The organism is Allobosea sp. P4_H5 (assembly GCF_056400825.1).
Genome location: NZ_JBFUKM010000001.1, coordinates 473566 through 496467 on the forward strand (window position 1 = coordinate 473566; position 22902 = coordinate 496467).

At 65.4% G+C, this 22902-nt stretch carries 23 protein-coding genes and 1 tRNA gene; 17 read left to right on the forward strand and 7 right to left on the reverse strand.

Features of this window, described 5'->3' with window-relative positions:
* Positions 1-57 precede the first annotated feature (57 nt).
* A complete protein-coding gene (locus tag AC1DS0_RS02290; RefSeq protein WP_476812767.1) occupies positions 58-933 on the reverse strand; it encodes an FkbM family methyltransferase in 876 nt (291 codons plus the stop codon).
* Between the two features lie 200 nt (positions 934-1133).
* Here AC1DS0_RS02290 and AC1DS0_RS02295 point away from each other — a divergent pair, with 200 nt between their 5' ends.
* Positions 1134-2501 carry a TIGR03808 family TAT-translocated repetitive protein gene (locus tag AC1DS0_RS02295; RefSeq protein ID WP_476812768.1) on the forward strand — a complete coding sequence of 456 codons (1368 nt, stop codon included), beginning with the start codon at positions 1134-1136 and terminating at the stop codon, positions 2499-2501.
* Between the two features lie 140 nt (positions 2502-2641).
* Here AC1DS0_RS02295 and glnA read toward each other — a convergent pair whose 3' ends face one another.
* Both glnA and AC1DS0_RS02305 read right to left on the reverse strand, forming a co-directional pair.
* Complete coding sequence (gene glnA / locus AC1DS0_RS02300; protein ID WP_476812769.1) at positions 2642-4051, reverse strand: type I glutamate--ammonia ligase; 1410 nt, start codon at positions 4049-4051, stop codon at positions 2642-2644.
* 97 nt (positions 4052-4148) lie between these two features.
* Complete coding sequence (locus AC1DS0_RS02305; RefSeq protein WP_057192756.1) at positions 4149-4487, reverse strand: P-II family nitrogen regulator; 339 nt, start codon at positions 4485-4487, stop codon at positions 4149-4151.
* Between the two features lie 284 nt (positions 4488-4771).
* Here AC1DS0_RS02305 and AC1DS0_RS02310 point away from each other — a divergent pair, with 284 nt between their 5' ends.
* Entirely contained in the window at positions 4772-6292 is a 1521-nt protein-coding gene (locus AC1DS0_RS02310; RefSeq protein ID WP_476812770.1) for an NAD(P)H-hydrate dehydratase, read from the forward strand.
* Positions 6293-6358: 66 nt separating this feature from the next.
* Here AC1DS0_RS02310 and AC1DS0_RS02315 read toward each other — a convergent pair whose 3' ends face one another.
* On the reverse strand, positions 6359-6922 hold the full coding sequence (locus tag AC1DS0_RS02315; RefSeq protein WP_476812771.1) for a PRC-barrel domain-containing protein: 564 nt from the start codon (positions 6920-6922) through the stop codon (positions 6359-6361).
* A 192-nt stretch (positions 6923-7114) separates the two neighbouring features.
* Here AC1DS0_RS02315 and AC1DS0_RS02320 point away from each other — a divergent pair, with 192 nt between their 5' ends.
* Positions 7115-7378, forward strand: coding sequence for a hypothetical protein (locus AC1DS0_RS02320; protein WP_476812772.1), 264 nt, complete (start codon positions 7115-7117; stop codon positions 7376-7378).
* 188 nt (positions 7379-7566) lie between these two features.
* On the opposite strand, the gene AC1DS0_RS02325 is transcribed toward AC1DS0_RS02320, so the two are convergent.
* Both AC1DS0_RS02325 and AC1DS0_RS02330 read right to left on the reverse strand, forming a co-directional pair.
* Complete coding sequence (locus tag AC1DS0_RS02325; protein WP_476812773.1) at positions 7567-8805, reverse strand: acyltransferase family protein; 1239 nt, start codon at positions 8803-8805, stop codon at positions 7567-7569.
* Positions 8806-9171: 366 nt separating this feature from the next.
* Positions 9172-9246: transfer RNA gene (locus AC1DS0_RS02330), tRNA-Lys, on the reverse strand.
* Between the two features lie 144 nt (positions 9247-9390).
* On the opposite strand from AC1DS0_RS02330, the gene AC1DS0_RS02335 reads away from it, so the two are divergent.
* The 14 genes from AC1DS0_RS02335 to AC1DS0_RS02400 all read left to right on the forward strand — a co-directional run bounded on the left by AC1DS0_RS02335 (position 9391) and on the right by AC1DS0_RS02400 (position 22390).
* On the forward strand, positions 9391-10497 hold the full coding sequence (locus AC1DS0_RS02335; protein WP_476812774.1) for a hypothetical protein: 1107 nt from the start codon (positions 9391-9393) through the stop codon (positions 10495-10497).
* 34 nt (positions 10498-10531) lie between these two features.
* Positions 10532-10843 carry an FtsB family cell division protein gene (locus tag AC1DS0_RS02340; RefSeq protein WP_476812775.1) on the forward strand — a complete coding sequence of 104 codons (312 nt, stop codon included), beginning with the start codon at positions 10532-10534 and terminating at the stop codon, positions 10841-10843.
* Positions 10844-11119: 276 nt separating this feature from the next.
* Entirely contained in the window at positions 11120-12205 is a 1086-nt protein-coding gene (gene pdhA, locus AC1DS0_RS02345) for a pyruvate dehydrogenase (acetyl-transferring) E1 component subunit alpha (RefSeq protein WP_476812776.1), read from the forward strand.
* Positions 12206-12270: 65 nt separating this feature from the next.
* Positions 12271-13674, forward strand: coding sequence for a pyruvate dehydrogenase complex E1 component subunit beta (locus tag AC1DS0_RS02350; RefSeq protein ID WP_476812777.1), 1404 nt, complete (start codon positions 12271-12273; stop codon positions 13672-13674).
* Between the two features lie 2 nt (positions 13675-13676).
* Entirely contained in the window at positions 13677-14060 is a 384-nt protein-coding gene (locus AC1DS0_RS02355) for a hypothetical protein (RefSeq protein ID WP_476812778.1), read from the forward strand.
* Positions 14051-15403, forward strand: a complete 1353-nt coding sequence (locus AC1DS0_RS02360; RefSeq protein WP_476812779.1) for a pyruvate dehydrogenase complex dihydrolipoamide acetyltransferase — start codon at positions 14051-14053, stop codon at positions 15401-15403. The genes AC1DS0_RS02355 and AC1DS0_RS02360 overlap by 10 nt, the downstream gene beginning before the upstream one ends.
* Before the next feature lie 7 nt (positions 15404-15410).
* Positions 15411-16103, forward strand: coding sequence for an SGNH/GDSL hydrolase family protein (locus AC1DS0_RS02365; RefSeq protein WP_476812780.1), 693 nt, complete (start codon positions 15411-15413; stop codon positions 16101-16103).
* Positions 16104-16178: 75 nt separating this feature from the next.
* A complete protein-coding gene (gene lpdA, locus AC1DS0_RS02370) occupies positions 16179-17618 on the forward strand; it encodes a dihydrolipoyl dehydrogenase (RefSeq protein WP_476812781.1) in 1440 nt (479 codons plus the stop codon).
* Between the two features lie 62 nt (positions 17619-17680).
* Positions 17681-17929, forward strand: coding sequence for a GlsB/YeaQ/YmgE family stress response membrane protein (locus tag AC1DS0_RS02375; RefSeq protein WP_152014697.1), 249 nt, complete (start codon positions 17681-17683; stop codon positions 17927-17929).
* A gap of 46 nt (positions 17930-17975) precedes the next feature.
* Positions 17976-18311, forward strand: coding sequence for a GlsB/YeaQ/YmgE family stress response membrane protein (locus AC1DS0_RS02380; RefSeq protein ID WP_476812782.1), 336 nt, complete (start codon positions 17976-17978; stop codon positions 18309-18311).
* A 72-nt stretch (positions 18312-18383) separates the two neighbouring features.
* Positions 18384-18659 carry a GlsB/YeaQ/YmgE family stress response membrane protein gene (locus AC1DS0_RS02385; protein WP_476812783.1) on the forward strand — a complete coding sequence of 92 codons (276 nt, stop codon included), beginning with the start codon at positions 18384-18386 and terminating at the stop codon, positions 18657-18659.
* Between the two features lie 94 nt (positions 18660-18753).
* A complete protein-coding gene (gene lipA / locus AC1DS0_RS02390) occupies positions 18754-19752 on the forward strand; it encodes a lipoyl synthase (RefSeq protein ID WP_152014700.1) in 999 nt (332 codons plus the stop codon).
* A gap of 13 nt (positions 19753-19765) precedes the next feature.
* Complete coding sequence (locus tag AC1DS0_RS02395) at positions 19766-20233, forward strand: type II toxin-antitoxin system RatA family toxin (protein ID WP_476812784.1); 468 nt, start codon at positions 19766-19768, stop codon at positions 20231-20233.
* A 48-nt stretch (positions 20234-20281) separates the two neighbouring features.
* Complete coding sequence (locus AC1DS0_RS02400; RefSeq protein WP_476812785.1) at positions 20282-22390, forward strand: fused MFS/spermidine synthase; 2109 nt, start codon at positions 20282-20284, stop codon at positions 22388-22390.
* A 10-nt stretch (positions 22391-22400) separates the two neighbouring features.
* Here AC1DS0_RS02400 and AC1DS0_RS02405 read toward each other — a convergent pair whose 3' ends face one another.
* Positions 22401-22898: a CinA family protein gene (locus tag AC1DS0_RS02405; protein ID WP_476812786.1), complete on the reverse strand. Its 498-nt coding sequence runs from the start codon at positions 22896-22898 to the stop codon at positions 22401-22403.
* Between the last annotated feature and the right edge of the window lie 4 nt (positions 22899-22902).

Consider the following 22902-nt stretch of genomic DNA (forward strand, 5'->3'; position numbering starts at 1 on the left):
GGTCTTGTGGAGGATGAGGCACGGTCTATCGCACAGCTTTCCTAAGCTTGCGTTGAGTCAGGCAGTCGCGTCCAGCGGGCCGAAGCTCGCGACCAGATTGCAGCGCCGCTCCGGAATGCTGCCGATCTTCTCTGCCCAGCAGGAGTAGCCAAGGACCAGCCGCTTCATCTCCTGAAGCGGGCGGCTGCCATCATCACCGGTCTCGCGCAGGCACGACAGCGTGTCGTAGCCGGCGGCGCGCAACTCGGCCCAGGCCTTCTCGCCGTCCGGCTTGTGGTTGCTCTCGAAGGTGAGGATCGGGCGATGGCGCGCGAAGGTTTCGCGCAGCCCGGCGAAGACGTCGGCCTCGAACCCCTCGACATCGCATTTCACGAAGCCGATCCGCTTCGTGCCATTCGCGATCTCCGGTTCGTGCTGCGCCAGATAGTGGTCGCCCTGGCGCACCGGCAGCACGATGTCGCCCTTGCCGGAGGCGAAGCTGCCGCTGCCGTCATTGCCAGCCTGGAGCAGTGAGAAATGGAGTTCAGCGTCCGCCTGCCCCAGTCCGACCTCGTGCAGGCGGACATTGCCGGCCCCGGACAGCAGAAGATTGGTCTTGAACAGCGATGCGATCGGTGGATTGGGCTCGAAGGCGATCACCTCCGCAAAGGACCCTGCCAGCGATATGGAATGATTTCCTATATTACCGCCAATGTCGAGGAAGGTCGTGCTCTGCAGGTTCCGAGCTTGGAATATGGCCTTGAGCAGCTCGATCTCGCGGCGCTCGTAAATGCCGTTCCCGATGATGGAGATGCCGAGATAATCGGTTGGAATGACGGCCAGCCGGGGAGCGGGCGGGAGGTGCTTCCTGGCGCCGGGCACGATCGCTTTGGCCAGCAGGTCGTAGGCGCGCCGGATCGCATAGGTCGCGCGCGTCTCGTTGATCCTCAGCATGGCCGGCTCATTCGTTGAGATCACAGAACGCGCATCCCTAGCAGCGATCCTCTACGGAACATTTAACCTGCGGTTGCGGCCGCTCGCAGGTCTGAAAGCCGCCCACGAGGAATGGTCGAGCGCCAGGAGCTTGACATTCGAGGAATTTTATCCCATATATGTTCCCGTTATGTTCTAATTGATTCATTGAGGAGAAGCGCATGCCTTCTTTTGCTCTGTTCGACGATACCGTTGTCGCGCGTACTGCCGCTGCCAGCACGGGCTGGACGGCGTTCACCAATCTGCAGACCGTCTTCGACTACGCCCGCAGCCAGAACCGTCCGCTGTTTTTTCAGCCCGGCGTCTATGATTCTCCCACGACCACGATTCTTCCCAGCAATGGCAGCGGCCGGCCGCTCTTCGCGCGGGCCATGCCCGGATCGGTGGTGTTGCGCTTCAACGGCGTCAACACGTTCCTGCGGATCGAAGGTCAGAACCAAGTCCATTTCGAGGGCATCACCTTCGATGGCCAGAACCTGGCATTGTCCGACTATGTGTCCGGCCGCCCGGCGCTGATTGCTATCGCCAATAATGCCCAGGACATCTCGTTCGAGAACTGCCAGGTGATGAACTCGCCGGGCATCGCCGCCTATATCGCGAGTTCCTCCGGCGCTGTGTTCCGCGCATGCTATTTCGGCAACCACTCGGTCGGGATCTGGAGCGAGAACGCGCAGATCAAGGCGCTGAACAATACGCTTGCGGGCATGCAGAACAACGGCATCGCGGTCTGGCGCGACACCATCACCGGTGACAGCTCCACGATCACAGGCAATGTCATCAACGGCGTCGACACCGTCGCCGGCGGGACCGGGCAGAACGGCAACGGCATCAGTGTCTTCCGGGCGATCGGCGTCTCGATCACCGACAACAAGATCTTCAACACGAAGTACTCCGCCATTCGCTGCAATGGCGGCGGGCTGCACAATGTCAGCAACAACAACATCTACAATACGCGGGAGGCGGCGATCTTCATCGAAGCCCCCGGGCCGGGTATCGACCTGACCGGTTGCATCGTCTCGAACAACAGCCTCGACACCGTCGGCTCCGGCATTCTCGTCGGCAACTCCGGTCAGTTCAATGACGGCGTTTCGCGCAGCGTCATCGTCGAAGGCAATCGGATCTCGAACATCACCGACAATCCGATCCCGGATGCGGGCTATTACCCGCCCTCGACCATCGGCAACGGCATCGTCGTCGAGCAGGACTGCGTGGTCTCGGGCAACCTCATCGAAGGCGCGCCGCGCGTCGGCATCATGGCCGGCATCAACACCGGTGCCCGGGACCTCGTCGTCACCGGCAATCTGGTGCGCAGCGTCGCCATCGGCATCGGCGTCTCGAACGAGGCGATCACCAATGCCGGCCGATCGGTCGTGGTCTCCGGCAACATCGTCCGCAGCGCCAGCATCGGCGGCATCGTGCCGGCGGTCTTCACCGGCACGACGATGAACCGCGTCGGCACGGCTGAATACGGCAACGACCTCGCCACCGCGGTCGGCAGCGTCACCTTCGGCCACAACCGCTATCTCTGAGCCGCTTGCGACGGGCTCGGCCCGTGCTCCTTGAGCCAACAAAAAACCGGGGCGTTTCCGCCCCGGTTCGAAGGTGGACTGCGGATCACCGCAGCCAGGAGGAAATCCTGTCCGGACCCGAAGCCCGGTCGGAAACCTGCTCAGTAGGAATAGTACATCGTGAACTCGACCGGGTGCGGCGTCATCTCGAAGCGCGCCACGTCCTGCATCTTGAGCTCGATATAGCTCTCGATGAAGTCGTCGGTGAAGACGCCGCCAGCCTTGAGGAAGGCGTTGTCCTTCTTGAGTGAATCCAGCGCCTCACGCAGCGAGCCGCAGACGGTCGGGATCTTCTTCAGCTCGCGCGGCGGCAGGTCGTAAAGGTCCTTGTCCATCGCCGGGCCGGGATCGATCTTGTTGAGGATGCCGTCGAGGCCGGCCATCGTCAGCGCGGCGAAGGCGAGATAGGGGTTCGCCATCGGATCGGGGAAGCGGACCTCGACGCGCTTGGCCTTCGGCGAGGTTGTCCACGGGATACGGCAGGAGGCCGAGCGGTTGCGCGCCGAATAGGCGAGCAGCACCGGCGCCTCATAGCCCGGGACCAGGCGCTTGTAGGAGTTGGTCGACGGGTTGGTGAAGGCGTTCAGCGCCTTGGCGTGCTTGATCACGCCCCCGATGAACCACAGGCACTCCTGCGACAGGTCGGCGTACTTGTTGCCGGCGAAGAGCGGCTTGCCGTTCTTCCAGATCGACAGATGGACGTGCATGCCCGAGCCGTTGTCGCCATAGACGGGCTTGGGCATGAAGGTCGCGGTCTTGCCGTAGCTCTGCGCGACGTTGTGGATCGCGTACTTGTAGACCTGCATGGTGTCGGCCATGTGGGTCAGCGTGTCGAACTTCAGGCCGAGCTCGTGCTGGGCCGAGGCGACCTCGTGGTGGTGCTTCTCGACCTTGGCGCCCATCGCCGCCATGGCCGCAAGCATCTCGCCACGCATGTCCTGCGCCGAATCCTGCGGCGGAACCGGGAAGTAGCCGCCCTTGATCGCGATGCGGTGGCCGAGATTGCCGCCCTCATACTCGGTCTGGCCGTTGATCGGCAGCTCGACGCTGTCGAGCTTGAAGCCGGTGTTGTACGGATCGGCCGAGAACTTGACGTCGTCGAAGACGAAGAATTCGGCTTCGGGGCCGACATAGACGGTGTCGCCGATGCCGGTCGACTTCAGATAGGCCTCGGCCTTCTTGGCCATGCCGCGCGGGTCGCGGCTATAGGGCTCGCCGGTCGCCGGCTCGAGCACGTCGCAGTTGATGACCATGGTCGAGGCCGAGAAGAACGGGTCGATGCAGGCCGTCGTCGGGTCGGGCATCAGCAGCATGTCGGACTCGTTGATCGCCTTCCAGCCGGCGATCGAGGAGCCGTCGAACATCGTGCCCTCGGCGAAAATCTCCTCATCGATCATCGAGATGTCGAAGGTGACGTGCTGCCACTTGCCGCGCGGGTCGGTGAAGCGGAAGTCGACGTATTTGACGTCATTGTCCTTGATCGCCTTCAGGACTTCTTTGGCGTTCTTCATCTCACGACTTCCTTTGTCGACTGCTAGGGTCTCACGACTGACGCTGCCTGCGGTATCCGCGGGCGCACGCATTCCTTATGGTGTCGGGGAAATATCCTCAGATCGCGTCCGCGCCGGACTCGCCGGTGCGGATGCGGATCGCCCCCTCCACGCTCGATACAAAAATCTTGCCATCGCCGATCCGGCCGGTCTGGGCGGCCTTCTTGATCGCCTCGATCGCACGCTCGACCATGTCGTCGGCCAGCACGATCTCGATCTTCACCTTCGGCAGGAAGTCGACCACGTATTCGGCGCCGCGATAGAGCTCGGTATGTCCCTTCTGGCGGCCGAAACCCTTCGCCTCGAGCACCGTGATGCCCTGGAGGCCGACCTCCTGCAGCGCCTCCTTCACCTCGTCGAGCTTGAAGGGCTTGATGATCGCTTCGATCTTCTTCATGCGCCGACCGACCTCCTTGGCGTGACCTTCGACCACTGTACGCAGCCTTTTTCCGTTCTGACCATGGCGATCGGCCCGGATCAACCTCGGCGCGTCCAGCAAAAACCTCGCCTGTGCTGCTCATAGCATCGGCGCAGTCTGGCCGCCATGACGCCCCCCGGGGCAAAGCGCCTCTTGAAGAGGCTAAAAACCGTCCAAAAAATATGCAGATGCCTATATTGAGTGCAAACAGGGAAATTGCCCGCATCCTTGCCTCGGCGCCTGTGCCGGCAGACAATCATCGTATGATGATGGCTGCCGATGTCTCGCCCCTCGCTTTGCTCAGCGTCGCCGAGATGGCAGCGGCGGACGCGGCGACGATCGCTACCGGCACGCCGGGCATCGTCCTGATGGAGAGGGCGGGCAAGGCGGTCGCCGACGCGGTGATGCGGCGCATCCGCCCCGGTCAGAGCGTCCTCGTACTGTGCGGCCCCGGCAACAATGGCGGCGACGGTTTCGTCGCGGCCCGCCTGCTGGCGGAGCGCGGCTGTCGGGTCACGCTGGCGCTCGTCGCCGACCCCGCCGCCTTGAAGGGCGATGCCGCGCTGGCGGCGCAGGGCTGGACAGGCCCGGTCGCAGCGGTCGGTCGAATCGACCCGGCCCGGCATGACCTCGTGGTCGATGCCCTGTTCGGCGCCGGGCTCAGCCGTGCGATCTCCGGCGAACTCGCGGCACTGGTCGAGCGGATCAACGCCGCCGGCAAAACCGTCGTTTGCGTCGACGTGCCGAGCGGGATCCACGGCGATACCGGGCTCGCGGATGGCCCCGCCAKCCGCGCCGACGAGACCGTGACCTTTTTCCGGCTGAAGCCCGGCCATCTGCTCCAACCTGGCCGATCGCTCTGCGGTGTCGTCACCCTTGCCGATATCGGTATCCGGCCCGAGACGATCTTCGCGCCGGGCAGGATCACGCTATCGACCTTCCGCAATGCGCCGGGCCTCTGGCGCGCTCACTGGCCGGACCATGACGCAGGCGTTCACAAATATGCCCGCGGTGCGGTTGCAGTCGCGGCGGGCGGATTGTCCGGTGTCGGGGCGCCGCGGCTCGGCGCGCGTGCCGCGCTTCGCATCGGCGCGGGGCTCGCGACGATCATCTGCCGGCCGGAGGCATTGGCGGCGCATGCGGCGCGCGGTCCCGACGCCCTGATGCAACGCGCGGCGGCCGACCCAGCGGCCTTCGAGGCGATGCTATCGACGGGCAGGGTCGGCGCGCTGCTGATCGGGCCGGCGCTTGGCCTCGACGACGAAGCGCGCTCCTGGGTGGCGGCAGCTCTGCGCAGCGACCGGCCTTGCGTCTTCGATGCCGATGCGCTGACTCATATCGGCGCGCAGCGGCCAGCCTTCACCGATCTGCTGCTGCAGCGCGCGGGGCCGGCGGTGCTGACGCCACATGAGGGCGAGTTCAAGCGCCTCATCGCCGATGTCGCAGGCTTCGAGTCCGAGCGCGGCAAGCTCGAGCGGGCGCGCCGCGCCGCCCGCCTGATGGGAGCAGTCGTCGTCCTCAAGGGGCCGGATACGGTCATCGCCGCGCCTGATGGGCGCGCTGCGATCAACAACACCGGTTCTCCCGCCTTGGCCACGGCCGGCTCCGGCGACGTCCTCGGCGGGATCGTCGCCGGCCTGCTGGCGCAGAAGATGCCGGCGTTCGAGGCAGCCTGCGCCGCAGTCTGGCTGCATGGACGGGCCGGCGAGGAGCGTGGCATGGGCCTCATCGCCGACGACCTGCCGGAGGCACTCCCTGGCGTGCTGGCCGAGCTCCACGACTGAGACACCCGGCGAAAAAAAGCCCGCCCCGGAGAGGGCGGGCCTTCATTGAGCCTTGTCGGGCCGTTCTCAGCGGGCGGCGTAAGTCACGGCCGGAGCGGAGGTCAGCTGCTCCTTGGTCATCGTGATCTTGCCGTGGTCCGGATACATCTCCGGGCCCTTCTTGGCGGCCGGCGGCGCGTTCATCGCGGTACTGCCACCGGCTCCGGTCCCGCCTGCGGGGGCAGGCGCCGGCGTAACCATCGGCTCCTCGCTCCACTGAACCTGCTCGAACGGGATCGCGACATCCTTGGTGCCGATGCCGAGGAAGCCGCCGACGCCGACGGTGACGATCTCGATCTTGCCGGTCTTGTCGAATACCACCTCGGTGACATCGCCGACCTTCTTGTTGTCGGGGCCGTAGATATCGACGCCCATCAGCTTCGACGCCCGCCACTTGCCCTGGCCGGCGAGGTTGTTCTCCGGAGCCTTGGCGGTTTCGGCGGTCGCCGCCGGGGCAGCTGGCGCGCTCGTCGCGGGCGCGGTCGGCTGCGGGCTCGGCGGCTGGTTCGAGGGCGCGCTGGTCTGCGCAACAGCAGCGGCGGCAAGCATGACGCCGCCGATAGCCGTCAATGCAACGTGACGCTTGTACATCGTAATCCTCCTGTCATGTCCGCACGTGCGGAATGACTGAACAACGCGGAAACGACGCTTTGGTTCGCGTATAGGGAGCATGCACCTGCCGTTTGACGGAGACGGAAGCGCGGGGCGCCTGTCGGCTTAGCGCTTCGGTAAGGCCTGTGCGCTTTGCTGACGGCCCGCCATGAGAGCTAGGAGCCTGACAGGATGCGCAGGAATCTCACGCTTCTGAGCCTCGCCGCCCTCGGCATGATCGCGACGACGGTGCCCGCCGCGGCCTTCTGGGAGCGCTCGCAGTGGCGCGTCTGCTCGGAAGGGACGACGGCAGCCGACTACCAGCGCTGGCGCTGCTGGGAGCTCGACGGCTATGCCGGAGCAATCGCGCCGTCGGGAGGCCAATCCTTCGGTGGAAGGGCGCTGCGGCAACCGCGAGGGAAGCCGCCGGGCGGCATCGTCGAACGTCTGGGCTGAGACGGTAGGGCAGGGCGGTCTGCCCATCCAAATGAAGGACTTCCGGCGTCTCGCCTTGCCTCATGCTGGCGGCATCGTCCGCGCTTCTCCCCGATCGAACACCTTATCGAGCAGATCGCGGCCAGCCATGCCGCATACAACCTGTCTGCCATGCCCGAGGCGAGCCGCCTTGTTTCAACGGGCTTGATTCAGCGCCGGGGGGCTGACGGCGTGGGGAAACAGGAGGCGACACCTCTCGCCCATCCTCTTGCCCACGCCAGCATTGCCTTGTCCTTCTGCTCGATCATGACGAAGCTCCGATCAGCAAGGATCGCTGAAATCGCCAGAACAAGCACGGCCTGGACGATGCCATAGAAAAGGGGGTCCGGAAAGGCTTGCGGATACAGATTGAGGAGGCCGATCCAGGTCAGCGCCATCACTGGGTAATGGATCAGATACAGGGAATAGCTTCGGTTCCCGATCCAAAGCAAGCCTCGATAGACAAGGGAGTTTTTGCTTGGGAATGCGTTCTCCCGAGAGGCCAACAATACTGCTATCGCGAAACAAATACCAATTAACGGCTGTCCGATGCCGTCCATCAGCCTTCGTGATTCGGCGTTGAGCGGGTCTCCGCATGCGATCGCAATCGCAAACGGGGCACAGAGAGCTGCAGCGGCGATAACCTTCCCGGCGCGCCAGTTTGCGAAGTCGGCCCGAGAGGCAAAATAGGTCAGCGCGCCTAGGGCCATGAAGTCGAAGCGCCACGCTGTGAGGTAGACGGAAGTTGACGTATTCACTGCCGGAACGGCGCCGGCCGTCGCTATCGATAATCGATCCCACATGATCAGCGCGTAGACCGCAGCCGCGAGGGAAAAGATAAACGTGCGGGCAAGCCGAGGGGAAAGGCGCAGCGCCGTGACAGCGGCCAGCGCCAGCGCGAAGGCGGTATAGAACTGGAACTCCACCGAAAGCGACCACATGGCGCTATTGGGGTAGAAGCTCTGATTCGTACGATTGATGTGGTAGCCGCCCAGTATTGACAGTGATTGTGCTATGAACTCTTTTCGCGTGGGGGTGAGGTTTGCTACCGCCCATGCGTTTTCGCTGGCAAATTTATAAGCAGCGAGCGCCGTCAGGCCGCTGAGCGCGACGAATCCCAACATCGCCGGGAGCAATCGGAACGCGCGCCGCGACAGGAAGCGGCCCGGGGACATTGATGAGCCTTCGACAATCGTCTTCGTGACAATGAATCCTGATATCACGAAAAACAGTTCGACCCCGAAGAGCCCGATCCAGTAGGTGCTTAATGGCTTCCCTGGCACCATCGCCAACAGCGTGGCAGGCAGGCTGAGGTGAGCGCACAGCACCAAAATGATTGCGAGAGCTCGCAGTAATTGCAGGTCGGCGATCTTTTCGCGCGGAGCAACTGGCAGGCTCGTCGGGGACATCGCGGCTTCCTGATGGGGGCGTCTCTATGACATGCCACAAAAAGTGCAGCAACCGCGCTGTGCGGTGCAGATGAGCTTCTGGATGCGCCTGGTCCGGCATCGCGAGGTGCCAGATGCCATTCGTTCTATCCGATGCCGATGAAAAGAAGCTTTCCGGGAACCACCCTAAGCCTATTGCCCTGATCCGCCGGGCTATCCGCTGGTGCCGTCATCGAATTGGAAGAGCGCGCTGCAGCAGGCGCGTAGCGATTCGGATCCCATAGGATTCGACGCTTCCCGGCGGTCGATCTGCTTCCCAAACTCCCGATCGGAAAGTATTCCGGGAAGCGTTATCTCAAAAAATGTCGCTAAATCAATGATTTGCGATGGTGAGCGGGGAGGGGATCGAACCCTCGACCACATGATTAAAAGTCACGTGCTCTACCACTGAGCTACCCGCCCTCACCGGCGCGCTTCCCGTTCGCTCGATCAGCGAAACGATCGTGCAGCGCGCCAATTCAGTCTGCTCTGGTGCGCTGACATAGGCAGGTGGCGCGCGCCGGTCAACATTGTTCCGGCGGGCGCATCGTGGCAGAAGCCGTGCCGATGGCGAACGAGCGTGCAACCGGAGCAGCGTCGAGCGGCGCACCGCAATACTGGCGCGGCTGGACCACGGCGTTCGTGCTTGCCGCCGTGACGCTGACGGCCTTGCTGCTCGGCTTCATCGTCGTGCTCGATCCCTATGGTGCGCGCCTGCGGGCCGGCCAGCCTGCGCGGCCGCTGATGGATCTCAACCAGCGCTTCATGTACCCGCAGATCATCAGATCGGGCGCCTTCGATTCGGCGGTGTTCGGCACCTCGACGCTGCGCCTGCTCGATCCGCAGATTCTGTCGAAAGGGTTGTCCGCCCGCTTCGCCAATCTCGGCATGAACGCCGCGACGCCCTGGGAGCAGAGCCAGATCGCCGGCCTGTTCGCGCGCAAGGTCCCGGCCCCGAAGGTCGTGATCTGGGGCATCGACCAGACCTGGTGCGAAGCGGATGCGGCCGACGAGGCGCGCCGGTTGACGCCACGGCCGTTCCCGCCCTGGCTCTATGACGACAGCGCCTGGTACAACTGGCCAAAGCAGCTCAACGTCACCACGCTGGAGATCGCGCTGCGCCTGGCTGCCCACTGGCTCGGCCTGCAGCCGGAGCGCCTGCGCGGCGACGGCTACGAGGTCTTCACCCCGCCCGAAGAGACGTACGATCTCGCGCGCGCGCGCTTCTATCTCTATCGCAGCCATGGCGGTAAAGTGCCTGATCTGGCGCCTCAAGCGCCTGCCGCCGAGGTGTCGGCCGCCGAGCGCGCGAGCTGGCGCTTCCCGGCACTCGCCTGGCTGGAGCAGGGCCTCGCCGCATTTCCGGCGTCGACGCGGCGTCTGATCGTGCTGCCCCCGATACATGCCGGCGCGATGCCGCGCGAAGGCGGCGTGGCCTGGCAGCGCTTCGAAGCCTGCAAGGCGCAGATCGCAGCGATCGCGGCACGTCAAAAGGCAGTGGTGGCCGACTACACCCATCCGTCGGGGTTGACCCGCGAGGATTCCAACTACTGGGATCCGCTGCACTATCGGTTGCCGATCGCGCGCCGGCTCGAAGCCGATCTGATCACGCTGGGGCTAGGGGAGCGAGCTCCGGACGACCCGGCCCTGATCGTGATCGGCGCCCCTCGTTAACGGCGCATCAACCAAGCGACTCTACCGTGACGGCATGGTCATCCGCCGTGGTCTCCGCTCCGTCCTCGTCACGCTCGCGCTCTATCTCGTGTCGAGCGCCGTGGTCGGCTATTTCCTGTTCCACGCGCAGCATGGCGCGCGCGGGCTCGAGACCTCGGCTGGCCTGCGCGAGAAGCTCGGCGAGATGGAAGCGGAACTCGCCAGCCTGAACGGCGAGCGGCAGGACTGGGAGAAGCGCCTGGGACTGATGCGCGACGAGGCCATCGATCGCGACCTGCTCGAGGAGAGGGCGCGTGCCGTGCTCGGGCGCATCCACCGCAACGACATCGTCGTCATGGGGCGTTGAAGCCCCGGCCGTGCCCCTGAGGCGAGGCCAGCGAGCCGACGTTCCCACTTGGAAAACAGCTTTACCGATCGGCTGCGAGGCCCTGGTCGAAAGCGGCGCTGAGCCGGCTTTCCCAACGTCAATGGTCGCAAAAAGATCGATTAACTGATAATCGGTTAAATCACATTATCTCAGGTACAGCAGATACTTAGCCTATGTTGCAGTGCGAGATACCCGTCTCGCCAAGGTCTGGGGCTTCCTCTACAACCAAAGCAGTAGAGCTCGGGAGGACCGTTCATGGCCATTGCCGCACGGAAGACGAAAGCAGGGGCGCCTGCGAAGGGGGCCGCAAAGGCGCCAGCGAAGAGCGCTTCGAAAGGTGCGACCAAAACGCTTTCGAACGTCCCGACCTTCAACAAGGACGAAGACCTCCACGCCTATCGCGAGATGCTGCTGATCCGCCGCTTCGAGGAGAAGGCAGGCCAGATGTACGGCATGGGCCTGATCGGCGGCTTCTGCCATCTCTATATCGGCCAGGAAGCCGTGGTCATCGGCATGCAGATGGCCTCCAAGGAGGGCGACCAGGTCATCACCGGCTATCGCGACCACGGCCACATGCTGGCTTGCGGCATGGAATCGCGTGGCGTGATGGCCGAGCTCACCGGCCGGCGCGGCGGCTATTCGCACGGCAAGGGCGGCTCGATGCACATGTTCAGCCGCGAGAAGAACTTCTATGGTGGCCACGGCATCGTCGGCGCCCAGGTTTCGCTCGGCGCCGGCCTCGGCTTCGCCAACTGGTATCGCCAGGACGGGCGCGTATCGATGGCCTATTTCGGCGACGGCGCGGCCAATCAGGGCCAGGTCTATGAGAGCTTCAACATGGCCGAGCTCTGGAAGCTACCGGTCGTGTTCGTGATCGAGAACAACCGCTACGCCATGGGCACCGCGGTCAACCGCGCCTCGGCCCAGACCGATTTCTCCAAGCGCGGCGTCTCCTTCGGCATCCCGGGCGAGCAGGTCGACGGCATGGACGTCCGGGCCGTGCGCGAAGCCGCCAGCCGCGCCATCGAGCATGCCCGCTCCGGCAAGGGCCCCTACATCCTGGAAATGCAAACCTACCGCTATCGCGGCCATTCCATGTCCGATCCGGCGAAGTATCGCTCGAAGGACGAGGTCCAGCGCATGCGCGAGGAGCACGACCCGATCGAGCAGGTTCGCGCCCGCCTGACCCGCGAGCACAAGGTCGGCGAGGACGAACTCAAGGCGATCGACGCCAAGGTCCGCGAGATCGTCAACGACGCCGCCGAATTCGCGACCCATGATCCCGAGCCGGACGTCTCCGAGCTCTGGACCGACATCCTGCTGGAGCCGGCGCAGGCCTGACGGCCGCGCTCGATCCTCCCCGCCCTTTCAGCCCTCGCGGCCATCCCAGAAATCCGGGTGCGTAAATGCCGATCGACATTCTGATGCCCGCCCTGTCGCCGACCATGGAACAGGGCAAGCTCGCCAAATGGCTGAAAGCCGAGGGCGACAAGATCAAGGCCGGTGACATCATCGCCGAGATCGAGACCGACAAGGCGACCATGGAGGTCGAGGCGGTCGATGAAGGCGTGCTGGCGAAGATCCTGATCGCCGACGGCACCGACAACGTCGCAGTCAATACGCTGATCGGCCTGATCGCCGCCGATGGCGAGGACGTATCGGCCGCCGCGAACGGCGCTGCGAAGGCGGTCCCGGCTCCGCAGGCAGCGGAGGCCCCGGCGGCACCGGCCGAAGCGCCTGCCAGCCCGGCTCCTGCCGCGGCAGCGAGCGTTCCGGCACAGGCGAAGTCCTACGACGCCTCCTCCGAATTCCCCGCCGGCGCCGAGATCGTCTCGATGACGGTGCGCGAGGCGCTGCGCGACGCCATGGCCGAGGAGATGCGTCGCGATGCCGACGTCTTCGTCATGGGCGAGGAGGTCGCCGAGTACCAGGGCGCCTACAAGGTCACGCAGGGACTGCTGCAGGAGTTCGGCGCGCGCCGCGTGATCGACACCCCGATCACCGAGCACGGCTTCGCCGGCATCGGCGTCGGCGCGGCGCTGACCGGCCTGAAGCCGATCGTCGAGTTCATGACCTTCAACTTCGCCATGCAGGCGATCGACCACATCATCAACTCGGCCGCCAAGACGCTCTACATGTCCGGCGGCCAGATGGGCTGCCCGATCGTCTTCCGCGGCCCCAACGGCGCCGCCGCCCGCGTCGGCGCGCAGCACAGCCACGACTACGCCGCCTGGTACTCGAACGTGCCCGGCCTCAAGGTGGTGATGCCCTACAGCGCCTCCGATGCGAAGGGGCTGCTGAAAAGCGCGATCCGCGATCCCAACCCGATCATCTTCCTCGAGAACGAGATCCTCTACGGGCGCTCCTTCGACGTACCGAAGGGCGATGATTTCACGATTCCCATCGGCAAGGCCAAGGTCGTGCGCCCGGGCAGCGACGTCACGATCGTCTCCTTCGGCATCGGCATGACCTATGCGCTCGGCGCGGCCGAGGCGCTGGCCAAGGAAGGCATCGAGGCCGAGGTCATCGACCTGCGCACCATCCGGCCGATGGACATCGAGACGGTCATCGCCTCGGTGCAGAAGACCAATCGCTGCGTCGCGGTCGAGGAAGGCTTCCCGCAGTCCGGCATCACCGCCGAGATCGGCATGAAGATCATGGAGGCGGCCTTCGATTATCTCGACGCGCCCGTCGCGCGCGTCACCGGCAAGGACGTGCCGATGCCCTACGCCGCCAATCTCGAGAAGCTGGCGCTGCCTAATATCGGCGAGGTCGTCGCGGCGGCCAAGGCCGTCTGCTACCGGGCCTGACCATGCAGGTGACGATCGGAGCCATGCTGGTTTCGGTCGGCCTCGCGGCGATCGGGGGGCTGGCGAGCTATGCCTATGTCCAGCCCCGTAAACGGCTGGCGCCGCGCCCGCTGACACCGAAAGACCTCGCCACGACGCGGCTCTATCTGCACCGTGTCGACGTGCTCTCTTTTGTGCTCGCCGCCGCCGGCGTGCTGACGCTGATTCCGGAAAGCGTCCAGGCTTTCGCGCCCGAACTCATGGCCGGCACGACGCTGGCCGGCACGGCGCTGGAGCATCTCGACTATATCGCCTTCGTTCTTGTCTCCGTCAGTTTCGGCATGGGCGTCATCCGCCGCATGCTGTTCATCGCATTGGAAAAAGCGAGCCTCCAGCCATGCCCGTGAACATCCTGATGCCCGCGCTCTCTCCGACGATGGAGAAGGGCAATCTCGCCAAGTGGCTGAAGAAGGAGGGTGACGCCATCAAGTCCGGCGACATCATCGCCGAGATCGAGACCGACAAGGCGACCATGGAGGTCGAGGCGGTCGACGAGGGTGTGCTCGCCAGGATCGTCGTGCCGGAAGGCACCGCCGACGTCGCCGTCAACGAGGTGATCGGCGTGATCGCCGGCGAGGGCGAGGATGCCAAGAGCGTATCCGCGCCGGCCAAGGCCGATGTGCCCAAGGCCGAAGCCGCCAAGCCGGACGCGCCTGCGTCAAAGGCGGAAGCCAAGCCTGAATCGACGCCGCAGGTCACCGCGGAATCCGGTTTGAACACCGGTGGCAAACCGGTCTCAGGTGATCGCCCCTTCGCCTCGCCGCTGGCACGCCGCCTCGCCAAGGAGGCCGGCATCGACCTCGGCAAGGTCCAGGGCTCGGGCCCGCATGGCCGTATCGTCGAGAAGGACATCGAGGCCGCCAAGCAGGGCGGGGCGGCCAAGGCTGCGCCTGCTTCCGCAGCCGGCGCTCCTGCCGCGCCGAAGCCTGCGGCCGCGCCGCTCGCGACCGGCCCTTCGGACGAGCAGACCAAGAAGCTGTTCGCGCCGGGCTCCTATGAGGAGATCCCGCATGACGGCATGCGCAAGACGATCGCGCGCCGCCTGACCGAAGCCAAGCAGACCATTCCGCATTTCTACGCCACGCTCGATTGCGAGCTCGACGCGCTGCTCAAGCTGCGCGCCGAGCTCAATGCCGCGGCGCCGGAGAAGGACGGCAAGCCGGCCTACAAGCTCTCGGTCAACGACATGGTGATCAAGGCTCTCGCCCTGGCCTTGAAGGCGGTGCCCGATGCCAACGTCTCCTGGACCGAAGGGGCGATGCTGAAGCACAAGCACGCCGATGTCGGTGTCGCGGTCTCGATTCCAGGCGGGCTGATCACGCCGATCATCCGCGACGCCTGCCACAAGACGCTCTCCCAGATCTCCAACGAGATGAAGGACATGGCGGCACGGGCTAAAGCGCGCAAGCTGAAGCCCGAGGAGTACCAGGGCGGCACCACGGCCGTTTCCAATCTCGGCATGTTCGGCATCAAGGACTTCGCCGCGGTGGTGAACCCGCCGCATGCGACGATCCTGGCGGTCGGCGCCGGCGAGCAGCGCGTGATCGTCAAGGGCGGCCAGCCGGCCGTCGCGACCGTGATGTCGGTGACGCTCTCGACCGACCACCGTGCCGTCGACGGAGCGCTCGGCGCCGAGCTGCTGCAAGCCTTCAAGGGCTATATAGAGAAGCCGATGGCGATGCTGGTGTGAGGCGGCGATGACCCGCCAGGCCCGCATCCTCGCCTTCGGCGATTCTCTCACCTGGGGCCGGATCGCCAACCGGCCGGAACGGCATGGCGACGATGTGCGCTGGCCGCGCGTGCTGGAAAAGGCGCTCGGCGGCTATGCCACCGTCATCGAGGAGGGACTCAACGGCCGCCGGATCGCGCTTGAGGATCCGTTGCGGCCTTATCGCTCCGGCATCTCGCTGCTGCCGCTCTTCATCGAGTGCCATGCGCCGCTCGATCTCGTCATCCTGATGCTCGGCACCAATGACTGCCAGCGCCAGCACTCTCTCGCCCCTTACGATGTCGCCCGCTCGATGCGGATGCTGGCGCAGGTGGCACAGCGTCCGCCGGTCGAGCCCGGCATGCCGGTACCGGAGGTGCTGATCGTTGCCCCGCCGCTGGTGCGCAGGCCCGAAGATCCCGAGCACGAGGCCAATTTCTTCATGGAGGGCGCGCCCGAGAAGATGGCGCTGCTGGCGACCTATTATCGCCGCATCGCCGACGAGATCGGCGCCAGCTTCTTCGACGCGGCGGCGGTCGCGACCGTGACCGGCGAGGACGGCATCCATCTCGACGCCGAGAACACCCGCGCGATCGGGCTGGCCTTGGCGCCCGTCGTCGACGGCCTGCTCGGCCTGCCGCTGCCGGCACGTGGGCCGGCGCTGCGGATCGCAGGCCCGTGAACGAGGTTCGACCGGGGCCTTGCCCCGCAACAGCAACGCTGCCCGCGGTGGGCGGAAAGAGCCGAGGCATTTCCCATGGCTGACTACGACATCATCATCATCGGCTCCGGCCCCGGCGGCTATGTCGCGGCGATCCGCGCGGCGCAGCTCGGCTTCAAGACCGCGATCGTCGAGCGCGAGCACCTCGCCGGCATCTGCTCGAACTGGGGCTGCATCCCGACCAAGGCGCTGCTGCGCTCGGCCGAGATCCTGCATTACGGCCAGCACGCCAAGGATTACGGGCTGACGCTGGAGGGCTCGTTCAAGGCCGATCTGGAGGCCGTGGTGAAGCGCTCGCGCGGCATCGCGGTCAGGATGAACAACGGCGTCCAGTTCCTGATGAAAAAGAACAAGGTCGACGTGATCTGGGGCGAGGCCAAGCTCACCAAGGCCAACACCATCGTGGTCGCGCCGACCAAGAAGCCGGCGATGCAGCCGCAGGGGCCGGTGCCGAAAGGCGCCAAGGGCGAGGGTACCTATACCGCCGACCATATCATCGTCGCGACCGGCGCCCGTCCGCGTTCGCTGCCGGGGCTGGAGCCGGACGGCAAGCTGATCTGGACCTATTTCGAGGCGCTGGTGCCGCCGACCATGCCGAAATCGCTGGTGGTGATGGGCTCGGGCGCGATCGGCATCGAGTTCGCCTCGTTCTACCGCACGCTCGGCGCCGAGGTGACGGTGGTCGAGGTGATGCCGCAGGTCGTTCCGGTCGAGGATGCCGAGATCGGCGCCTTCGCGCGAAAAGCCTTCGAGAAGCAGGGCATGAAGATCCTGACCTCGACCAAGGTCACCAAGGTCGAGAAGGGGGCGAACTCGGTCACCGCCCATATCGAGGACGACAAGGGCAACAAGCAGACGATTACCGCCGAGCGGATGATCTCGGCGGTCGGCGTTGTCGCCAATGTTGAGAATCTCGGCCTGGAGGCGCTCGGCGTGAAGCTCGACCGCGGCGTGATCGCGATCGACGGGTTCTGCCGCACCAATGTGAAGGGCATCTACGCGATCGGCGACGTCGCCGGCCCGCCGATGCTGGCGCACAAGGCCGAGCACGAGGCGGTGATCTGCGTCGAGGCGATCAAGGGCCTGCACCCGCACCCGATGGACAAGGCGATGATCCCGGGCTGCACCTATTGCCACCCGCAGATCGCCAGCGTGGGTCTGACCGAAGCGAAAGCCAAGGAGGCTGGGCTGCAGCTCAAGGTCGGTCGCTTCAACTTCGTCGCCAACGGCAAGGCCGTGGCGCTCGGCGAAGACAGCGGCATGGTCAAGACGATCTTCGACGCCAAGACCGGCAAGCTGCTCGGCGCCCATATGGTCGGCGCCGAGGTCACCGAACTGATCCAGGGCTTCGTGGTCGCGATGAACCTCGAGACCACCGAGGAAGAGCTGATGCACACCATCTTCCCGCATCCGACCCTGTCGGAGACGATGAAGGAGGCCGTGCTCGACGCTTACGGCAAGGTGCTGAACGCCTGAGCGTTCACATCCGCTTCACATAAGCTCAGCGATCCTCCCGTCATTGTTTCGGGAGGATCGCCATGGACCTTCGTGCCGTTCTCGTCGCCATCGCCATCGGCGCCGTCGCCGGCTGGCTCGCCAGCATCGTCATGGGTGGCGGCGGCCTGATCCGCTACATCATCACCGGCCTGATCGGTGCTTTCGTCGGCAGCTTCCTGCTGCAGTTCCTTGGCATCAGTCTCGGCATCGGCAATCCGTTGATTTCGCAGATCGTCACCGCGACGATCGGGGCGATTGTCGTGGTCTTTCTCGCCCGGCTGGTTGCCTGATCGGCGGGCGCTGGCATTTGTCGATGGTGCAAGCCATATCCGGCCGATGAGCCGTGCCCGCAAATCCGCCAGGCCCGACAAGATCGTGCCCGACGAGAAGATCGAGATCCTGCCGCCGCGGCGAGGTCCGACGCTCGACTGGCATCGCCTCCTGCCGCCGGTCGCCTTCGGCACGGCCGCGGGCTTCATCGCCAGCCTGGTCGTCGGTGGTGGCGGCTTCCTGCGCCATGCCGTGGTCGGCCTGCTCGGCATGCTGGTCGGCCAGGGCATCGTGCGGGTCACCGGCTGGCGGGCGAGCACCGGCTACCGCTTCCTCGACTCGATGGCGATGGCGGTGATCGGCGCAATCCTGGTGGTGCTGCTGGCGCGCTTCATTGCGTGACGGAACCAGGCCGCGTTCAGCGCGTTGTGGTTGGCGGCCGGAGGGCCGGTTTTCGAGGGCAGGGGGATTGCCATGAACGACCAGATCTACGCTGCGCTCGGCACGCCGGGCTATGGCTTCTTCATGACGCTGCTGATCGGCATCATCGCCGGCTGGATCGCCGAGCGCGTCACCTCGTCGGATCATGGCCTCTTCACCAACATGATCGTTGGCGTCGCCGGCTCCTTCGTCGGCAGCCGCATCGCCGAACTGCTGGACATCCCGATCTTCGGCTTCTGGCGGACTCTTGTCGCGGCGATCGCCGGCGCCTGCCTGCTGATCGTGGTCTGGCGCGCGGTGCGCAACTGAGTCCCATCTCGCGCGGGTTGCCCGAGCGGCGCTTCGGCATTAGCTAGACGGGAGTGGCTGCCCGTCGTGGCGGCAGCAGGAAGCGGACCCGTCCATGGCCGTCGTGCTCGACCTTCTCAACCGCGATCCGCGCCCCAATGCCGGCAACCCGAAATCCGAGGTGAAGCCGGAGCTGCGCCACCCGGAAAAGCAGAAACGGCCGGAGAACCCGATCCTGCGCAAGCCGGACTGGATTCGCGTGAAGGCCCCGGGCTCGCCGAAATGGGCCGAGACCCAGAAGATCGTGAAGGCCGAGAAGCTCGTCACCGTCTGTGAGGAGGCGGGCTGCCCCAATATCGGCGAGTGCTGGGAGAAGAAGCACGCCACCTTCATGATCATGGGCGACACCTGCACGCGCGCCTGTGCCTTCTGCAACGTCAAGACCGGCGTGCCCGAGGCACTCGATCATGACGAGCCGCGCAAGGTCGCCGATGCCGTCGCCAAGCTCGGCCTCGAGCATGTCGTGATCACCTCGGTCGACCGCGACGATCTCAAGGATGGCGGCGCCGAGCATTTCGCCCGCGTCATCCGCGCCATCCGCGAGGCTTCGCCCGGCACGACGATCGAGATCCTGACGCCGGACTTCCTGCGCAAGCCCGGCGCGCTCGAAGTCGTCGTCGCGGCCAAGCCCGACGTCTTCAACCACAATCTCGAGACGGTCCCCGGCAAGTACCTGAAGGTGCGTCCCGGCGCCCGCTATTTCCACTCGCTGCGGCTGTTGCAGCAGGTCAAGGAACTCGACCCGACCATCTTCACCAAGTCCGGCATCATGGTCGGCCTCGGCGAGGAGCGGAACGAGGTCCTGCAGCTGATGGACGACCTGCGCTCGGCCGAGGTCGATTTCATCACCATCGGCCAGTACCTGGCCCCCTCGCGCAAGCACCACGCGGTCATCCGCTTCGTCACGCCGGACGAGTTCAAGAGCTTCGAGACCATCGCCTATGTGAAGGGCTTCCTGATGGTCTCCTCGACGCCGCTGACGCGCTCCTCGCACCATGCCGGCGAGGACTTCGCCAAGCTGCGGGCAGCACGCGCGGCCAAGCTCGGTAATTGATCGGCCCATATCCATGCCGATGTTCAACAGCACCCGCCGGGTGAAGCATTCGCCCGCAGAGATGTATGCGCTCGTGGCGGATGTCGAGAAATACCCGCAATTCCTGCCGCTCTGCGAGGGGCTGACGGTTCGCCGGCGCACGCCGCGCGACGGCGGTGGCGAGGTGGTGCTCGCCGACATGACCGTCGGCTACAAGGCGATCCGCGAGACCTTCACCAGCCGGGTCACGCTGGACCCGACAAACTTTAAGATCCTGGTCGAATATGTCGACGGGCCGTTCCGCTATCTGGAGAACCGCTGGAGCTTCAAGCCGCACGATAAGGGCTGCGAGGTCGGCTTCTTCATCTCCTATGAGTTCGCCAGCCGCATGCTCGGCCTGCTGATGGGGGCGATGTTCGACAAGGCCTTCCACAAGTTCGCCGAAGCCTTCGAGAAGCGTGCCGACGCGATCTACGGCAGCAGCCCGGCGGCGCTCACCTAGTTTTAAGCGGCCTGCACCATTGTTCCCTCGTTCCGGCAGGGGGAAGGCATGGAAGCTCCAGTGGTGCAGACGCGTGCCGGTGTCGGGGCGCGTCGGATGAGCGCGGTGTTGCCGGTCTTCGCCGGCACGATCTTCCTGTCCGCCTTCCTGCTCTTCGGCATCCAGCCGATGTTCGCCAAGATGGTGCTGCCAAGGCTTGGCGGTTCGCCGGCCGTCTGGTCGACGGCCATGGTCTTCTTCCAGGCCATGCTGCTCGCCGGCTATGCCTATGCGCACTGGCTGGTCAGCCGCTTCAGCGTACGGCGCGCCGCCTTGATCCACATCGCCCTGATGATCGTCGTCGTGGCGACCTCGCTGCCGATCGGCATTGCTGCAGGCTTCGAACGCCCGCCGCAACGAGGCGAATTCGCCTGGCTTCTGCTGCTCTTCACCGCGTCGGTCGGCTTGCCGTTCTTCGCGGTCTCCGCGAACGGGCCGTTGCTGCAGGCCTGGTTCGCGCGCACCGGGCATGCCCATGCCCGCGATCCCTATTTTCTCTATGCCGCCTCCAATATCGGCAGCTTCCTGGCTTTGCTCGCCTATCCATTCGCGGTCGAGCCGACGCTGAGGCTGGCGACACAGGCCTCGGCCTGGGCGTGGGGCTTTGGCCTGCTGCTCGCCGGTATCACGGCCTGCGCCGGATTATGCGTCGGGCGCTCGGCGAGCGGGCTCGACACGACACTGCTTGTCGCAGAGCCCGTCCCGGCCAGCCGCAAGCTGCACTGGCTTTTCCTGGCCTTCGTGCCATCGGGCCTGCTGGTCGCAGTGACCGCTCACATCTCGACCGACGTCGCGTCAGGCCCGCTGCTCTGGGTCGCTCCGCTGGCGCTCTTCCTGCTGACCTTCGTCATCGTCTTCCAGCGCAAGCCGCTGCTGCGCCATGGCTGGATGTTGAATGCGCAGCTGCTGCTTGTCCTTTGCTATATGGCCGCGACGATGCTTCATCTGCGCCTGGGCTGGGGCGGTGAGATCGTCCTCCACCTCGCCATCCTGTTCGTCACGGCGATGGTCGCGCATGGCGAGCTGGCGCGGCTGCGGCCATCCGCGGCCGGGCTGACGGGCTTCTATCTCTGGATGTCGCTCGGCGGCGTGCTGGGCGGGGTGTTCGCCGCGTTGCTGGCGCCCTTGCTGTTCAATTCGGTCGCCGAATACCCGCTTCTGGTGGTGGCGGGCATGCTCTGCCGTCCGGGCTTCACCTCGATCCGGTTGCGGCGCTGGCAGAGCGTTGCGCTCGCCTCCGTCGCAGCTCTCGCGAGCGTGAGCCTGGTCGCGCGCGAAATGGTGCGAACGGACTCGGTTCGCTCGTTCTTCGGCATCCATCGCATTACCGAAATCCAGGATGGCCGCTTCCGCGTGCTCAGCCACGGCAGCACGGTCCACGGTGCGCAGCGCCTGCGCCAGGACGACGGCACGCCGGTGTCCGGGCGCCCCGAGCCGCTGACCTATTATTTCACCGGCGGCGGCATCGCTGACGGGATCGCCTCCGTTCGCCAGGCGAGGGGAGGCACGCTTGCCGCGGTCGCGGCCGTCGGTGTCGGCACCGGCTCGCTCGCCTGCCAGGTCCGCACCGGCGAGGACTGGCGCTTCTACGAGATCGATCCGGCCGTGATCAGGATTGCGACCGATCCGGCGCGCTTTGGCTTCTTCAGCGCCTGCGCGCCCGCACCGACCTTCGTGATCGGCGATGCGCGGCTGACACTCGGCGATGCGCGTGACGGATCGCTCGACCTGATCGTCGTCGATGCCTTCTCCTCCGATGCGATCCCTGTCCATTTGCTCACCGGCGAGGCGCTGGCGCTCTATATGCGCAAGCTCAAGCCGGATGGTGCCGTGCTCCTGCACATTTCGAACCGGAACATGGAGCTCGCTTCCGTTGTGACCGCGACCGCCGCCGCACAGGGGCTCGCAACCTGGCTCAACAAGCCCGTCCGCACGGCCGAGGATCTGCGGGCGATGAAGACTGCACCAGAGGTCGCCCTCGTCCTGCGTCCGGGCGTCGACCCTGGCCCGGCCGTAAGGACATGGAAGCAACAGGTCGGCCCGGGAACGACCCGCCCCTGGAGCGACGACTATGCCGACGTCGTCGGAGCCATCTGGCGGCAGTTTTCGCTGAAATAGAAGCCGCGGCCTACTCTGCCGTCAGCGCGGCTTCGCGCAGCAGATCGAGCGCCTCCAGCACGCTGAGGCGCCTGATTTCGTCGCGTCCCTTCGCGCCGAAGCGCTTCTCGCGATGCAGCGTCCGTGCCCCGTCGGCGCAGGCGAAATGCACCAGCCCGACCGGCTTCGCCTCGCTGCCGCCGTCCGGACCGGCGATGCCGGTGATCGAGACGGCGAGCCGCGATGACAGCCGCTCGCGGCCGCCTTCCGCCATGGCGCGCGCGACCGGCTCGCTGACCGCGCCATGCTGGCGGATCAGCTCGGCCGGGACGCCGGCCAGCACCGTCTTCGCCTCGTTGGAGTAGGTCACGAGGCCGCCGAGCACCATGCTGGATGAGCCGGAGATCGCTGTCAGAGCGCCCGCAACCAGTCCGCCCGTGCAGGATTCGACCGTCGCGACAGTGATGCCGCGCTCGCGCGAGATGTTCAGCAATTCGGCGGCCAGCGAACGGATATCGAGATCGAACATGGCC

Coding starts and splice junctions, on each gene's coding strand:
- AC1DS0_RS02320 (WP_476812772.1), top strand. CDS start 7,115: ATGCGCAGGAATCTCACGCTTCTGAGCCTCGCCGCCCTCGGCATGATC.
- AC1DS0_RS02385 (WP_476812783.1), top strand. CDS start 18,384: ATGAACGACCAGATCTACGCTGCGCTCGGCACGCCGGGCTATGGCTTC.
- AC1DS0_RS02325 (WP_476812773.1), bottom strand. CDS start 8,805: ATGTCCCCGACGAGCCTGCCAGTTGCTCCGCGCGAAAAGATCGCCGAC.
- lpdA (WP_476812781.1), top strand. CDS start 16,179: ATGGCTGACTACGACATCATCATCATCGGCTCCGGCCCCGGCGGCTAT.
- AC1DS0_RS02340 (WP_476812775.1), top strand. CDS start 10,532: ATGGTCATCCGCCGTGGTCTCCGCTCCGTCCTCGTCACGCTCGCGCTC.
- glnA (WP_476812769.1), bottom strand. CDS start 4,051: ATGAAGAACGCCAAAGAAGTCCTGAAGGCGATCAAGGACAATGACGTC.
- AC1DS0_RS02380 (WP_476812782.1), top strand. CDS start 17,976: ATGAGCCGTGCCCGCAAATCCGCCAGGCCCGACAAGATCGTGCCCGAC.
- pdhA (WP_476812776.1), top strand. CDS start 11,120: ATGGCCATTGCCGCACGGAAGACGAAAGCAGGGGCGCCTGCGAAGGGG.
- AC1DS0_RS02305 (WP_057192756.1), bottom strand. CDS start 4,487: ATGAAGAAGATCGAAGCGATCATCAAGCCCTTCAAGCTCGACGAGGTG.
- AC1DS0_RS02350 (WP_476812777.1), top strand. CDS start 12,271: ATGCCGATCGACATTCTGATGCCCGCCCTGTCGCCGACCATGGAACAG.
- AC1DS0_RS02290 (WP_476812767.1), bottom strand. CDS start 933: ATGCTGAGGATCAACGAGACGCGCGCGACCTATGCGATCCGGCGCGCC.
- AC1DS0_RS02365 (WP_476812780.1), top strand. CDS start 15,411: ATGACCCGCCAGGCCCGCATCCTCGCCTTCGGCGATTCTCTCACCTGG.
- AC1DS0_RS02355 (WP_476812778.1), top strand. CDS start 13,677: ATGCAGGTGACGATCGGAGCCATGCTGGTTTCGGTCGGCCTCGCGGCG.
- AC1DS0_RS02405 (WP_476812786.1), bottom strand. CDS start 22,898: ATGTTCGATCTCGATATCCGTTCGCTGGCCGCCGAATTGCTGAACATC.
- lipA (WP_152014700.1), top strand. CDS start 18,754: ATGGCCGTCGTGCTCGACCTTCTCAACCGCGATCCGCGCCCCAATGCC.
- AC1DS0_RS02375 (WP_152014697.1), top strand. CDS start 17,681: ATGGACCTTCGTGCCGTTCTCGTCGCCATCGCCATCGGCGCCGTCGCC.
- AC1DS0_RS02360 (WP_476812779.1), top strand. CDS start 14,051: ATGCCCGTGAACATCCTGATGCCCGCGCTCTCTCCGACGATGGAGAAG.
- AC1DS0_RS02295 (WP_476812768.1), top strand. CDS start 1,134: ATGCCTTCTTTTGCTCTGTTCGACGATACCGTTGTCGCGCGTACTGCC.
- AC1DS0_RS02395 (WP_476812784.1), top strand. CDS start 19,766: ATGCCGATGTTCAACAGCACCCGCCGGGTGAAGCATTCGCCCGCAGAG.
- AC1DS0_RS02335 (WP_476812774.1), top strand. CDS start 9,391: ATGGCGAACGAGCGTGCAACCGGAGCAGCGTCGAGCGGCGCACCGCAA.
- AC1DS0_RS02315 (WP_476812771.1), bottom strand. CDS start 6,922: ATGTACAAGCGTCACGTTGCATTGACGGCTATCGGCGGCGTCATGCTT.
- AC1DS0_RS02400 (WP_476812785.1), top strand. CDS start 20,282: ATGGAAGCTCCAGTGGTGCAGACGCGTGCCGGTGTCGGGGCGCGTCGG.